The sequence below is a fragment of the Streptomyces bicolor genome (assembly GCF_000719285.1).
In the GTDB taxonomy this organism is placed as follows: domain Bacteria; phylum Actinomycetota; class Actinomycetes; order Streptomycetales; family Streptomycetaceae; genus Streptomyces; species Streptomyces bicolor.
Genome location: NZ_JOFS01000027.1, coordinates 82,482 through 97,025, shown reverse-complemented (window position 1 = coordinate 97,025; position 14,544 = coordinate 82,482). Strand labels below are relative to the sequence as shown.

Annotated in this window: 10 protein-coding genes; 3 read left to right on the top strand and 7 right to left on the bottom strand. The window is 69.6% G+C overall.

Going from position 1 to position 14,544, the window contains the following annotated elements:
* Positions 1-54: 54 nt before the first annotated feature.
* Positions 55-1,521, bottom strand: a complete 1,467-nt coding sequence (locus tag IF78_RS0130285; protein ID WP_031486068.1) for a non-reducing end alpha-L-arabinofuranosidase family hydrolase — start codon at positions 1,519-1,521, stop codon at positions 55-57.
* Between the two features lie 809 nt (positions 1,522-2,330).
* Between IF78_RS0130285 and IF78_RS0130280 the strand changes: the two genes are divergently transcribed.
* Together IF78_RS0130280 and IF78_RS0130275 are read left to right on the top strand one after the other, a co-directional pair.
* Entirely contained in the window at positions 2,331-3,761 is a 1,431-nt protein-coding gene (locus tag IF78_RS0130280) for an endo-1,4-beta-xylanase (RefSeq protein WP_031486067.1), read from the top strand.
* Positions 3,762-3,861: 100 nt separating this feature from the next.
* Positions 3,862-5,166 carry an RICIN domain-containing protein gene (locus IF78_RS0130275; protein ID WP_031486066.1) on the top strand — a complete coding sequence of 435 codons (1,305 nt, stop codon included), beginning with the start codon at positions 3,862-3,864 and terminating at the stop codon, positions 5,164-5,166.
* A gap of 99 nt (positions 5,167-5,265) precedes the next feature.
* Here the strand turns inward: IF78_RS0130275 and exaC are convergent, their stop codons facing one another.
* From exaC to xylB, 6 genes are all read right to left on the bottom strand, one after another.
* On the bottom strand, positions 5,266-6,789 hold the full coding sequence (exaC, locus tag IF78_RS0130270; protein WP_031486065.1) for an acetaldehyde dehydrogenase ExaC: 1,524 nt from the start codon (positions 6,787-6,789) through the stop codon (positions 5,266-5,268).
* Positions 6,790-6,952: 163 nt separating this feature from the next.
* The gene (locus IF78_RS0130265; protein ID WP_031486064.1) at positions 6,953-8,230 is read right to left on the bottom strand and encodes a GAF domain-containing protein; all 1,278 of its coding nucleotides are present in this window, start codon (positions 8,228-8,230) and stop codon (positions 6,953-6,955) included.
* Positions 8,231-8,349: 119 nt separating this feature from the next.
* Positions 8,350-8,949, bottom strand: a complete 600-nt coding sequence (locus IF78_RS0130260) for an N-acetylmuramoyl-L-alanine amidase (RefSeq protein WP_031486063.1) — start codon at positions 8,947-8,949, stop codon at positions 8,350-8,352.
* Positions 8,950-9,078: 129 nt separating this feature from the next.
* Positions 9,079-10,089, bottom strand: coding sequence for an acetamidase/formamidase family protein (locus tag IF78_RS0130255; RefSeq protein WP_031486062.1), 1,011 nt, complete (start codon positions 10,087-10,089; stop codon positions 9,079-9,081).
* 331 nt (positions 10,090-10,420) lie between these two features.
* On the bottom strand, positions 10,421-11,629 hold the full coding sequence (locus IF78_RS0130250) for an ROK family transcriptional regulator (RefSeq protein WP_031486061.1): 1,209 nt from the start codon (positions 11,627-11,629) through the stop codon (positions 10,421-10,423).
* Between the two features lie 24 nt (positions 11,630-11,653).
* On the bottom strand, positions 11,654-13,099 hold the full coding sequence (xylB, locus tag IF78_RS0130245; RefSeq protein WP_031486060.1) for a xylulokinase: 1,446 nt from the start codon (positions 13,097-13,099) through the stop codon (positions 11,654-11,656).
* A gap of 193 nt (positions 13,100-13,292) precedes the next feature.
* Between xylB and xylA the strand changes: the two genes are divergently transcribed.
* Positions 13,293-14,459, top strand: a complete 1,167-nt coding sequence (xylA, locus tag IF78_RS0130240; protein WP_031486059.1) for a xylose isomerase — start codon at positions 13,293-13,295, stop codon at positions 14,457-14,459.
* The last annotated feature ends 85 nt before the right edge of the window (positions 14,460-14,544 follow it).

The following is a 14,544-nucleotide window of genomic DNA, read 5'->3' as shown; positions in this document are numbered from 1 at the left end:
TCCGCCGAGCCCGCCACGCCGGCTCCCTACCGGAGCCGGACTCGTGTCACGCCGTCAGCGCTGCAGTGTCAGCAGACCCGGACGGTAGGGCAGGAGGCCGTAGTCGCCGCCGGAGTTGGGGCTGCGCCCCTGGTAGAGCAACTGCAGGTTGCAGGGATCGACGGTCATGGTCTGATCGGGGCTGGTGCGGATCAGTTCGCCGTGGCTGATGTCGTTGGTCCAGGTGGCGCCGCTGTTGGCCTTGCCGGCGAAGGGATTGCTCTCGGTCGCGGCCTGGGGTGTCCATGAGCCGTTCAGACTGGTGGCCGTGAACGAGCGGAAGTAGCGGCCCTGCGAGCCGATCGCCTCGACGATCATGAGGTAGCGGTTCTGGCCCTGGAGCTTGTAGACCTGCGGGGCTTCGAACAGGTTGTTCGTCGTATCGCTCATGATCACTGTCGAGTTCGAGCCGAAGCTGCCCGGGAAGTTCCCGATCGGCATACTGGCCCGGTAGATCTTGCCGTTGTCGCCGGCGAAGAACAGGTACATGTTCGTCCCGTCAGCGATGAGCGTCTGGTCGATGGGCCCGGTTCCGGAGTCGGGGATGCTTCCGGAGAAGAGCACCTGCTCGGATGACCAGCCATTCGGGTTGGTGGGGTCGCTCGATGTCCGGTAGGAGAAGGCGGTCCTGCCCCACTGGTAGGCGAGCACCCAGATGTTCTTCGGCGCGAAGTAGAAGAGCGTGGGCGCGACGGTGGAGGTCGACATCGTGTTCTGGCTGGACGAGGCCATCTCCGACCAGTTGGTGAACAGGCCGAAGTTCATCGAACCCCAGCGCGTCCCTGTGTCGTGCGTCGTCGCATAGACGAGTTGCCTGCCGTTGTAGGGGACGACGGTGAAGTCCTTGAGTGAGACCCACCCCGGCTTGGGCTGCGCCAGCGCGCCCGTTGACGTCCAGCGGTATGTCGACGGAAGAGCGCACGGGCCGGGGTTGTCGGCGCCGACCTTGACGAGCTGCCACTGCTGGTTGGTGCCGCCCCAGTCGTCGTACTGGACGACGTTCGCGTTGTCGGCGGTGGAGGCACCTTGTACTTCGAGGGCCTTGTTGCTGTGGCGCGAGATGAGCCTCACGTAGCCGTCCGAGCTGTCGGCCAGCCGCCACTGCTGGTTGGTGGCGTTCAGGTCGGCCCACTGGACGATCGAGCCGCCGTTCGCGGTGGACCAGTTGTGGACGTCCAGCACCTTGCCCGAGTGGCGGGACTTGATGCGGTAGTAGCCGCCCCCGGAATCGACGAACTGCCACTGCTGCTGGTTCTGATCGTTCCTGGTCCACTGGGTGATACGGGCGCCGTCGTTGGTCGCCAGGTTGTAGACGTCCAGGGCCTTGCCGCTGTTGCGGTTGACCAGCACATACGAGGCGTTGGGGTCTACGGTCGCCGCGGCGGCGGGCTGGGCGCCGAGGAAGGTGGCCACGAGCAGCAAGGGAGCGAGGACGGCGAGTAAGCGTCTTGGACGGACCGGGGACTGGTGGCGAAACCACATCAGAGGGCCTCCTTGGGGACGGGGGGCGTCGATGAACCGCGGAGCGGCCGTACCGAGAGCAGGGGTCTCGAAACTTTCGGGGAGTTTCCCGATTCTTTGACGCCACAAGCTAGGAATGCGGGGTCCTCAGGTCAAGGTCTATCGCCGATCTGTCCACAAACAGTTCCTGCCCTTTGGGCTTGGCAAGCTGTCGCGCCGACCGGAAGTGCTCCGGAAATTGGCGATATGGCTCGCCGGGCGGCGCCGGAGGATTTCGTCGTCCGGCTCGAGGGGATTCCGAATGTTTCGGACAGAGGATGGAAACTTTCTCTGTGCTGAGTGTTGACGATTCACCGTCAACCCCCAATCATCCCTCTCTGAGTGACCGGCCGTAGTTCGAGATTTCGAACTACGGCGTCCCTGAGTAAACGGTGCTCCACGGCAGATCACGCACGGCTGCACCGCAGATCCGCGCACCAAAGCACCTGCGCCACCCTGTTTTGTCCCGGTGAGGGTCGCACCAGCGCATCCTGGCTCTTCTTGCAGTCGGAGAGGTATGCGACGCCGCGTGACGGTCCCCCGGCTGAGCCGCGATGGAGTACCCGCATGCCTGTGTCGAAACACCGCCGCCCGCCGTAGGCCACCCGACGGCCGACCAGGTGCCGTCTCGTGCCGGTTGAGATCGCCCCGGTCCCAAGACCGCCGGCGTCCGGCGATTCCGTGCTGCCCGGGTTCCGGCCCGCCCGCCCCGTCCGTCTGCCGAGTGGGAGCGGATGAGGCATTCCCCTGCGCTTCAGTCCTTCCGTGTTTTCTACCTTGGAGGCACCGTCATGGGCTCCTATGCCCTTGCCAGACCCGTTATCCGCCGGAAGCTCCGCGGCCTGCTGTTGGCGCTGGTCGTCGGCGTCCTCGGTGCGGCCGCAGCACTGGTCGCGCCGCCGACCGCACACGCCGCCGAGAGCACGCTCGGCGCCGCGGCGGCGCAGAGCGGCCGCTACTTCGGCACCGCCATCGCCTCGGGCAGGCTGGGCGACTCGGCGTACACGTCGATCGCGAGCCGCGAGTTCAACTCGGTGACGGCCGAGAACGAGATGAAGATCGACGCCACCGAGCCGCAGCGGGGCCAGTTCAACTTCACCGCCGGTGACCGCGTCTACAACTGGGCGGTGCAGAACGGCAAGCAGGTGCGCGGCCACACCCTGGCCTGGCACTCCCAGCAGCCCGGCTGGATGCAGGCCCTCAGCGGCAGCGCGCTCCGCCAGGCGATGATCGACCACATCAGGGGCGTGATGACCCACTACAAGGGCAAGATCGCCCAGTGGGACGTCGTGAACGAGGCCTTCGCCGACGGCAGTTCGGGAGCCCGGCGCGACTCCAACCTGCAGCGCACCGGCAACGACTGGATCGAGGTCGCCTTCCGCACGGCCCGCGCCGCCGACCCGGCCGCCAAGCTCTGCTACAACGACTACAACGTCGAGAACTGGACCTGGGCCAAGACCCAGGCCATGTACGCCATGGTCCGGGACTTCAAGCAGCGCGGCGTGCCGATCGACTGCGTCGGCTTCCAAGCCCACTTCAACAACGACAGCCCGTACAACAGCAACTTCCGCACCACCCTGCAGAGCTTCGCCGCCCTCGGCGTCGACGTGGCCATCACCGAACTCGACATCCAGGGCGCTTCGCCCACGACCTACGCCAACGTGACCAACGACTGCCTGGCCGTCCCGCGCTGCCTCGGCATCACCGTCTGGGGCGTGCGCGACAGCGACTCCTGGCGGCCGCAGCACACACCGCTGCTGTTCAACAACGACGGCAGCAAGAAGCCCGCCTACACCGCCGTCCTCAACGCACTCAACGGCGGCTCCACTACGCCCCCTTCGGGTTCCGGACAGATCAAGGGCGTCGGGTCGGGCCGCTGCCTGGACGTGCCGAACGCCAGCACCACCGACGGCATCCAGGTCCAGCTGTGGGACTGCAACAACGGCACCAACCAGCAGTGGACGTACACCGCCGCCGGCGAGCTCAGGGTCTACGGCAACAAGTGCCTGGACGCCGCCGGCACCGGCAACGGCACCAAAGTCCAGATCTACAGCTGCTGGGGCGGCGACAACCAGAAATGGCGCCTCAACTCCGACGGATCCATCGTCGGCGTCCAGTCCGGCCTCTGCCTCGACGCCGCCGCAGCCGGCACCGCCAACGGCACCCTGATCCAGCTCTACTCCTGCTCGAACGGCAGCAACCAACGCTGGACCCGCACCTGATGGGACCCGTGACAAACGAAAGGGTGAATCGATGAAGCCGTCCGGTGCGGTTTCCCCCGCCCCTCCCTTAAGGCATCGCTGGTGGTCCCGGGTTGCCGCCCTGGTGGCGGCGACCCTCGCGATCGGCATGCTCACCGCGGTGAATCCGGCGCCCGCCGCGGCGGCGACGGTGGACACCAATGCGTGGTACGTCCTGGTCAATCGCAACAGCGGCAAGGCGCTGGACGTCTCTGGCGCGTCCACCGCCGACGGCGCGCGGGTCGGCCAGTGGACGCGCAGCGACGGAACCAACCAGCAGTGGCAGTTCGTGGACTCCGGCGGCGGCTTCTACCGCCTCAAGGCCCGGCATTCGGGCAAGGTTCTCGACGTGGCCGGCGCCTCGACCGCGGACGGTGCCGCGATCCAGCAGTGGGCCGACCACAACGGGGCCAACCAGCAGTTCCGCCTGGCCGACTCCGACGCGGGCCACGTACGGCTGATCAATCGCACCAGCGGCAAGGCGGTGGAGGTGCAGGGCGCCTCCAGCGCCGACGGCGGCAATGTCGTCCAGTACACCGACTGGGGCGGCGCCAACCAGCAGTGGCAGATGGTCAAGCTGTCGTCCGGTGGCGGTGACGGCGGATGCGGCAGCGCCCCGACTCTGACGAGCGGTACGCACACGATTCAGAGCGGCGGCAAGAGCCGCAGCTTCATCCTCAGGGTTCCCGCCAACTACGACAACAGCCACCGCTACCGGCTGATCTTCGCGTTCCACTGGCGGGGCGGAACCGCCGGCGACGTCGCCTCGGGCGGCACGAGCGGGAACGCCTGGTCCTACTACGGCCAACAGGAACAGTCGAACAACAGCGCGATCCTCGTCGCTCCCCAGGGCCTCGGCAACGGGTGGGCCAATTCGGGCGGTGAGGACGTCACCTTCGTCGACGACATGATCCGGCGCATCGAGGGCGGCCTCTGCGTGAACCCGGCACAGCGTTTCGCCACGGGCTTCAGCTGGGGCGGCGGTATGAGCTACGCACTCGCATGCAGCCGGGCGAACGTCTTCAGGGCCGTCGCGGTCATCGCCGGCGCTCAGATCAGCGGGTGCAGCGGTGGCACCCAGCCCATCGCCTACTTCGGAATCCACGGCATCAGCGACAACGTCCTCAACATCGGGCAAGGACGGTCCCTGCGCGACAAGTTCGTCGCCAACAACGGCTGCACTGCCCAAAGCCCGCGCGAGCCCGCGCCGGGCAGCCGAACGCACATCACCACCACCTACTCGGGCTGCCGTGCCGGATACGCGGTCCAATGGGCCGCGTTCGACGGAGGCCACATACCCGGTCCGGTCGACGGCTCCTCCGGCGAAAGCGGCGTCACCACCTGGACCAAGGCAGAGATCTGGAGGTTCTTCGCACAGTTCCAGTGACACGCCCGCACCACGGGGTGGAGCCAGGATGATCCCTGGCTCCACTTCGTCGACGTCCATCCCAGATTGAAGGACGGGGCGAATTCCCGACTTCAGGCTCTAGAAGAAGCCGAGTTTCCGAGGGCTGTAAGAACAAAGAATGTTCTTCGTCTGCTGGTAGTGCTCCAGCATCATCTTGTGCGTCTCACGCCCTATGCCCGAGCCCTTGTAGCCGCCGAAGGCCGCGTGCGCCGGGTAGGCGTGGTAACAGTTCGTCCACACGCGCCCCGCCTGGATGGCACGGCCCGCTCGGTACGCGGTGTTGATGTCCCGCGTCCACACGCCCGCACCGAGGCCGTACAGCGTGTCGTTGGCGATCTTGACGGCGTCGTCGAAGTCGTCGAAGGACGTCACCGAGACGACCGGCCCGAAGATCTCCTCCTGGAAGATCCGCATACGGTTGTCGCCCTCGAAGATGGTCGGCTGGACGTAGTACCCGCCCTTCAACTCACCGTCGTGCTCGATACGTTCGCCGCCCGTGAGGACCCGGGCGCCTTCCTGCCGGCCGATGTCCAGGTAGGAGAGGATCTTCTCCAGCTGGTCGTTGGACGCCTGTGCGCCGATCATCGTGTCCGTGTCGAGCGGGTGGCCGGTCTTGATCTGCTCGGTGCGGGCGATCGCCGCCTCCATGAACTCGGCGTAGTGACCGCGCTGCACCAGCGCCCGGGACGGGCACGTGCACACCTCGCCCTGGTTGAGCGCGAACATCGTGAACCCCTCGAGCGCCTTGTCCCGGAAGTCGTCGTTCGCCGCCCACACGTCGTCGAAGAAGATGTTCGGGGACTTGCCGCCGAGTTCGAGGGTCACCGGGGTGATGTTCTCCGAGGCGTACTGCATGATCAGCCGGCCGGTCGTGGTCTCCCCGGTGAACGCCACTTTGGCCACCCTGGGGCTCGACGCCAGCGGCTTGCCCGCCTCCACGCCGAAGCCGTTGACGATGTTGACCACACCGGGCGGAAGCAGATCGGAGACCAGGCCGAGCCAATAGTGGATGGACGCCGGGGTCTGCTCGGCCGGCTTCAGCACGACCGTGTTGCCCGCGGCCAGCGCCGGAGCGAGCTTCCACGTCGCCATCAGGATCGGGAAGTTCCACGGGATGATCTGCGCGACCACGCCCAACGGCTCGTGGAAGTGGTACGCCACCGTGTCGTCGTCGACCTCGCCGAGCGAGCCCTCCTGCGCCCTGATCGCGCCCGCGAAGTAACGGAAGTGGTCGATGGCCAGCGGAATGTCGGCCGCCAGCGTCTCCCGCACCGGCTTGCCGTTCTCCCAGCTCTCGGCCACGGCCAACTTCTCCAGGTTCGCCTCCATACAGTCGGCGATCCTCAGCAGGATGCCGGCGCGCTCGGTCACCGACGTCCGGCCCCACGCGGGTGCGGCCGCGTGCGCCGCGTCCAGCGCCCGCTCCACATCCTCCGCCGTGCCCCGCGCGATCTCGGTGAACGGCTGCCCGTTCAACGGCGTCGGGTTCTCGAAGTACTGCCCCTTGATCGGAGGCACGTACTCACCGCCGATGAAGTGGTCGTAGCGCGCCTGGTAGGAGACGATCGCACCCTCGGTGCCGGGCGCCGCGTAACGGGTCATTCTGCTCTGCCTCCCGATGAAGCACTGCCCGCCGTTGGGCAGCTCTCGGCGCGAGGCTAGGGACGGCGAGGTTGCAAGTACGTTGCGCGTGGCGGGCTTGCCGGCAACTTGGCCGCTGGTTCCATCAGCGGACCGCGGCTTGAGCAGCCGGCCGGTGGCTCGGTCAGCGCGGTGTACGGCCCTCCCAGGCAGGCCGTGCCGTGAGCTCCAACTCCAGCGCGGCCAGCCTCGACCGAACGGCTGCAGACGGGCGCACAGCGGCTAGCGCCCGCCACACCTCCAGGTCGTCCTCACCCCACGGAGCGTGCGCCCAGTCGGCCAGCAGGTCGGGGTCGCGGCGTGCGATCAGCGCCGTACGCAGGCCGTCGGCCAGGCGCCGCCGGAGCCGCACGACCGCCGGCGCCTGCGAGCCGGGCAGCAGCGGGCCGGAATACGCCGTGACCGCGGCCATGACCGCACCCGTCTCCAGGCGCCGCTCCACGACCGCAACGTCCGACTCCACCGGCACCGTGAGCCGGTACGGCCGAGAGGCGAGCAGCCCGGGCCCCAGCGCCCGGCGCAGACGGGCCAGTTCGGCGCGCAGCGTCACCGGCGTCACCGACTCGTCCTCGTACAGCGCGCACAGCAGTTCGTCCCCGGTCAGCCCCTCCGGATGCCGGGCCAGCAGCACCAGGATCTCGCTGTGCCGGCGACTGAGCCTGACCCGGCGGCCACCCAAGAGCAGTTGCGCCTCGTCGCGGCCCAGCACGCTCAGCTCCGGCATGTCGGCGGTGGGCACGGGCGGGGCGAGCAGCGCCAGCTGGGACTCCGCGGCACGGGCCACGGCCTGCACGAACCCCAGGCTGTGCGGATGCGCGAGCCCGTCCCCGCCGGTGATGTCCACCGCCCCGAGCACCCGCCCGGTGCGCGGATCGTGCACCGGTGCCGCGGCACAGGTCCAGGGTTGCACCCGGCGGATGAAGTGCTCGGCCGCGAACACCTGCACCGGCCGGTCCACGGCGACCGCCGTGCCCGGTGCGTTCGTGCCGACCGCGGTCTCCGCCCAGCGCGCACCCGGCACGAAGTTCATCCGCCCCGCCCGCCGCCGGGTGGTGGGATGACCTTCCACCCACAGCAGCCTTCCGTGCGCGTCGCACACCGCGAGCAGATGCTCGCCGTCGGCGGCGAATGTGCCCAGCAGCTCCCGGAACAGCGGCATCACCCGCGCCAGCGGATGCTCCGCGCGGTAGGCGCCGAGATCTCCGTCCGCCAGCTCCACACTCGCGGTCCCGTCCGGACCCACACCGGCCCGCGCGGAACGCCGCCACGAGTCGGCCACCACGGCACGCACCGGCTTCGGCACGGTCCCCGCCTCGGTGAACGTCTCATGCGCGCGACGCAGCACCCGTACACGCTCGGCAGGGTCGGTCCCCGGCTCCAGGGCCACCCACGGATCGGTCAACTCGGCCTCCCGGGAAGGCGATGAGGATGGGGACATCGTCACTCCGGGTACGCGCGCGGACAACCTTTTCGACGGGTGGCACCCGAACGACGGGCCCACCGGAGCAGATGTTCGAGCCCTCAGGCGGCATTGACGAGGCGTATGTAGCGCGTCCAGTCCCAGTGCGGACCGGGATCGGTGTGGTCCGTGCCGGGCACTTCGTGGTGCCCGATGATGTGCGTGCGGTCCTTCGGTATGCCGTGTCTGGTGCAGATGGCCGCCGTGAGCCGGGCCGATGTCTCGTACAGGACGTCGGTGAAGTAGCCGGGCTGATCGACCCAGCCCTCGTGCTCGATGCCGATGCTGCGCGTGTTGTGGTCCCAGTCCCCGGCGTGCCAGGCGATGTCGGCCTCGCGAACGCACTGGGAGGTGTGTCCGTCGGCGGAGCGGACGACGTAGTGAGCCGACACCTGCTTCTTCGGGTTCTGGAAGACGGACAAGGAGTTGGGGTAGGTGGTCTGTGTCACGTGGATGATCACCTGGTCGACGGGATGGGTCGCGGGCCGGTTCGCCACCGTGTAGTTGGCGGTGCTCGCCGGCTGCCACTCGGCGAGCGGGTAGTCCGGGCCCGGGACATGCGCTCCGGCCCGCCATTCGGGGAGCAGGGCGTACGGGACGGCGGCGAGGGCGGCGCCTTGGAGGATTCGCCGTCGGCTGGGGAGTGGTCTTGCGCGTTCCACTGGGCGATTGCCTTTCAGCGATGGGTTGGCCGCGGGTCGGTGTTGACGTCTGTCGAGGGTCGGTTCGAAGTCGGCCGCGGTTCGGGTCGATGAGGGGTGAGGCGGTGTCGAGGACGGACACCGGGGCGCTCAGCGCAGCGTCGCCGCCGTCTCCCGCAGTCGCGCGTGTGCTCCGCGGTGCGTCTCGCGTGCGGGAAGCCATTGCTTGCGGAGCTTGGCCACGCACGTGTAGTTGGTGTCGCATACGTTGGCCAGCGGGGACTCGACGGCCTGGGTCGCGAACTGGTAGGCGTCCAGCTTGCTGAACCCGTAGTCGCGCACCAGCCACTGCACCAGGTCGAGCTGGGATATCCGGAACGCGTCCTCCAGTGGCCGGGCCGAACCCGTCGAGACGATGTGCGTGTCGGACTCGATGCGGGGCCAGGGCGTGGCAAGTCCCTTCAGCAGCTCGACGATCACCATGGTGTTCATCGCGCATTCGACGGCGACCCCACAGGTCTCGCCCTCGCCCTGCCGGGCGTGTCCGTCACCGAGGCTGAGCAGCGCGCCCTCGACGTTCACCCCGAGATAGCAGGTGACGCCCGCCCGCATCTCCGGTGTGTCCATGTTCCCCCCGTGCGCGTCGGGCACCAGGGCCGAGCGCACCTCGAGGTTGGCCGGCGCCACCCCGACTGTGCCGTGCATCGGGTCCATGGGCAGCTCGGCCTCGATGTCACTGTCGTGCGCCCGGAAAAGCGCCGTACGCCGTGTCCGGTCCAGCTGCCAGATCCAGACGGTCTCCGGGAGCGGCGCTTGCAGCGTGGCGGTGGTGTGCGTAGAGGTAAGTGCGCCGAACAGCGGGACGGTGGTCGACGCGGCCCAGTCCCGGGCCGGTTCGATCGACACGAAGTGCACGGCGACCGTGTCACCGGGCTCGGCACCCTCAACGTAAAACGGTCCGGTCTGCGGATTGAGGAAAGGGAACTCGCACACCTCGGACACCAGGTCCTTCTCCGACCGCACCCGTCCGGCGAAGCAGTCCTCCGTGTACAGGTCGAGGACCGTGCCGGGTGCGATGCGCGCCACGGGAGGTGCGCCACCGAACGTCCAGGCGTATTCGCCGGGCTCGGGTCGCACAGTCAGGATCCGAGGGTCGCTCATCGCTGCACAGCTCCGTTCTGCGGAAGGCCGGTTGGGGGAGGGCCCCGGGTGGGCCGAGTTGCAAAAGGCCGCCGTGCGTCCCCCTCGTTCACGTGGACGCTCCCACCGCCGCCCTGACAGGGCGGGTGCGCCTCGCGTGAATCACGGTACGGCGCTGGTGGGACGGGCAGAAGGGCACGCCGGGTTTCCGTGGACAGCCCCGCGATTGTGGATAACTCGCTCACTCACACGGCTGAACTCGACCTGGAATCAGGTCGGTTCGGCGCACAGACAAAGGGCCGATCCGCACGGACGCAGCCGTTCCGAACGGACTCAGACGTTCCGCGGCGACTCAGCCCCGCTCCGCCACAACCGCCGGATCATCGAGCACCGCCCGCACGACCGAGTGGGCCGCCCCCAGCAACGGCCCCTCCGGACCCAACCGCGAAACGGTCACCGGACAGGCGGGCCCCGCGGTGCGCCGGTCCAACTCTGCCTCCAGTGACGGCAGCAGCCAGGGCGCGAGCCCCGCCAGCGCGCCGCCCAGCACCACGCTCTCCGGGTCCAGCAGGTTGACCGCGCCCGTCAGCGCGATACCGAGCGCCGTCCCCGCGTCACGCAGAGCCCGCCGTACGTCCCCGTCGCCCTCGGCGGCACGCTGGGCGAGCAGTCCGACGCGGTCCTCACCCGGCTCCAGTCCGGCCGCACGCAGCACCGCCTCCTCACCGGCGTACTGCTCCAGGCACCCCCGTCCTCCGCACGGGCACTCTGGTCCGTCCGGCTGGACGGGCACGTGCCCCAACTCGCCCGCGAATCCGCGTGTTCCGTGCAGCAGCCCCCCGTCCACGACGACGGCCGCGCCGATGCCGATCTCCGCCGACACGTGCAGGAAGTCACGCGGGATGCCGTCGCCCAGCCAGAGTTCGGCGAGTGCGCCGAAGTTGGCCTCGTTGCCCACGGTCAACGGGAAGTCCACAGGCAGCAGGGCACCTAGGTCGGTGTCGCGCCAGTCGAGGTTCGGCGCGCGTACGACGGTACGGGCGTCCCGCGCCACCAGACCTGGCACGGCGACCGCCAGACCGGCGGGCCACAGACTCTCCCGCTCGGCCTCGGCGAGCACGCGGCGCACCAGCCCGGTGAGTTCCTCGAGCACTGGCTCGGGGGCACGGCCCCGGTTCGCCCCGTACCGCACCGCCCTGGACCGCACCTCGCCGCGCAGGTCGACCGCGCAGACGGCGAGATGGTCGACGCCGATCTCCGCGCCGATCCCGGCCGGACCGTGCCCGCTGACGGCCAGCGCCGAGCCCGGACGGCCCACCCGGCCGGGCCGCTCGGGACCGAGTTCTTCCAGCAGCCCCGAGCGGATCAGCTCGTCGACGAGCGTGGACACCGCGGCACGGGTCAGCCCGATACGGGAGGCGACGGCGGCGCGCGAGAGCGGACCCTCGGCGTTGACGGTGTGCATCACCCGGGCGAGGTTGCGGCGGCGCATGCCCTGTTGGGTGTTGGGCAGTGTCGGCCCGGCGCCGGCCGGGTGGGCCTCGTGCGGCGGTGCGGTCATGCCTCCGTCAGTCCTCGTCAGTCCTCAGTGGCCTTCGGGGCTCCGCTCCAGCAGCGGGGCCGCGTCGGAGAGTACCCCGCTGATCCTCGCCAGCGTCTCCTTGTCCCGCTCCACGGCGTCGAGCACCGGCCCGCGCGTGGTGTTCCAGCGCCGGGCGACCGCCGCCGGGTCCTCGCCGGTCAGCAGGCCGGCCGCCTGGGCCGCCGCGCCGAGCGCGACCAGCTCCTTGGCCTCGGGCACCCGCACCGGGCGTCCCGACAGCCGTCGTACGGTCTGCTGCCAGGCCGTGCCCCGGGCGCCGCCGCCGATCAGCAGCAGCGGGGCCGAGCGGTCGGCGTCGTCGTCCAGGACCAGGTCCAGGGCGCCGAGCAGCGCGTGTACGGCACCGTCGTAGGCCGCCTGCAGGAGCTGGCCGGCGGTCGTGTCGTGGCGCAGGCCGTGCAGGAGACCGGAGGCGTTGGGCAGGTTCGGGGTGCGTTCGCCGTCCAGGTAGGGCAGGAGCGTCAGGCCGGTGGTGGGTTCCACGGCCTCGCGGTCGAGGCCCAGCAGGGCGGCGAGACGGTCGACGGCCAGCGTGCAGTTCAGCGTGCAGGCCAGCGGCAGCCAGTCGCCGTGCGCGTCGGCGAACCCCGCCACCGTGCCGGTCGGGTCGGCGGGGCGCCGCTTCGACACCGCGTACACGGTGCCCGAGGTGCCGAGGCTCAGCACGGGCATGCCGGGACGCAGACCGAGGCCCAGCGCGGCGGCCGCGTTGTCGCCAGTGCCGGGGGCGACCAGCGTGCCCTTGGAGAACGGCAGGTCGTGGCTGTCGCGCACGGTGCCCGCGATCTCGCCGGGCCGGACCACGCGGGGCAGCAGCGCCGGGTCGAGCCCCACGCGCGCGAGGATCTCGTCGTCGTACGACTCCGTCCCCGACGCCCACCAGCCCGTACCGGAGGCGTCGCCGCGGTCGGTGGTGCCCTGTCCCGTGAGGCGTTCGGTGAGGTAGTCGTGGGGGAGGCGTACGGCCTTGGTGGCCCGGACGGACTCGGGCTCGTGCTCGGTCAGCCAGGCCCACTTCGTGACCGTGAAGGAGGCGGCCGGGACGGAGCCCGTGCGCTCGGCCCAGAACTTAGCTCCGCCGAGTTCCTCGGTCAGCCGGCGGGCCTGCGGCGCCGAGCGCACGTCGTTCCACAGCAGGGCCGGACGTACCGGCTCGCCCTGTGCGTCCAGCGTGACCAGGCCGTGCTGCTGGCCGCCGATCGACACCGCGGCGGCCTCGTGCGCGGCGTCGCCGCACTGGCGCAGCGCCTCGCAGAGGGCGTCCCACCACTGGCGCGGGTCGCTCTCCCGGCCGGCTCCGGAGGACACCGTGTGCGGTGCCTGGCCGCCCGCGACGACCTGCCCGGTCGACACGTCGACGACCAGCGCCTTGGTGGACTGGGTCGACGTGTCCACGCCGACGACGAGCGGACCCTCGGCTGCTGACATCGGGCTCTCCCTTTTCCACGGCTCTGCGGGATCTGACCTGCTGTTTCAAGGGTGCCCGAGGCGTCGCGACCCCGTCCTCACCCCTTCGGTGGACATCTTGTCCCTTCCCAGGGACGCGTCGGCATACTAATTTGTAAATCGCCATGACGAAATAGTCGTGGCAAGCAGTCGTCAGCGAGCAAGGAGCCGCGGCATGAGCTACCAGCCCACCCCCGAGGACAGGTTCACCTTCGGCCTGTGGACCGTCGGCTGGCAGGGACGGGACCCCTTCGGCGACGCCACCCGCCGTGCCCTCGACCCGGTCGAGACGGTGCAGCGCCTGGCCGAGCTCGGCGCCTACGGCGTCACCTTCCACGACGACGACCTGATCCCCTTCGGGTCCTCCGACACCGAGCGCGAGGCGCATATCAAGCGCTTCCGAGAGGCTCTCGACGCGACCGGCCTGACCGTGCCGATGGCCACCACCAACCTCTTCACTCACCCCGTCTTCAAGGACGGCGCCTTCACCGCCAACGACCGCGACGTGCGCCGCTACGCCCTGCGCAAGACGATCCGCAACATCGACCTCGCGGTCGAGCTGGGCGCGAAGACGTACGTCGCCTGGGGCGGCCGCGAAGGCGCCGAGTCCGGCGCCGCCAAGGACGTGCGCGTGGCTCTCGACCGCATGAAGGAGGCCTTCGACCTCCTCGGCGAGTACGTCACCTCCCAGGGCTACGACCTGAAGTTCGCGATCGAGCCCAAGCCCAACGAGCCGCGCGGCGACATCCTTCTGCCGACCATCGGTCACGCGCTGGCGTTCATCGAGCGCCTGGAGCGCCCCGAGCTGTACGGCGTCAACCCCGAGGTCGGGCACGAGCAGATGGCCGGGCTCAACTTCCCGCACGGCATCGCGCAGGCGCTGTGGGCGGGCAAGCTCTTCCACATCGACCTCAACGGCCAGTCCGGCATCAAGTACGACCAGGACCTGCGCTTCGGCGCCGGCGACCTGCGCGCCGCCTTCTGGCTGGTCGACCTCCTGGAGAGCGCCGGTTACTCCGGACCGCGCCACTTCGACTTCAAGCCGCCGCGGACCGAGGATCTCGACGGCGTATGGGCCTCGGCCGCGGGCTGCATGCGCAACTACCTCATCCTGAAGGAGCGTTCGGCCGCCTTCCGCGCCGACTCCGAGGTCCAGGAGGCCCTGCGCGCCTCGCGCCTGGACGAGCTGGCGCAGCCGACCGCCGCGGACGGCCTCAAGGCACTGCTCGCGGACCGCACGGCCTTCGAGGAGTTCGACGTCGAAGCGGCCGCCGCGCGCGGGATGGCCTTCGAGCGCCTCGACCAGCTGGCCATGGACCACCTGCTGGGCGCGCGCGGCTGAGGCCCCGCTCGCGTAGCCAGTCACTGCCGTACCGCGTGTGACCGCCCGCCGAGAGGCCTGGTCGCACGCGGTACGGCGTACTGAC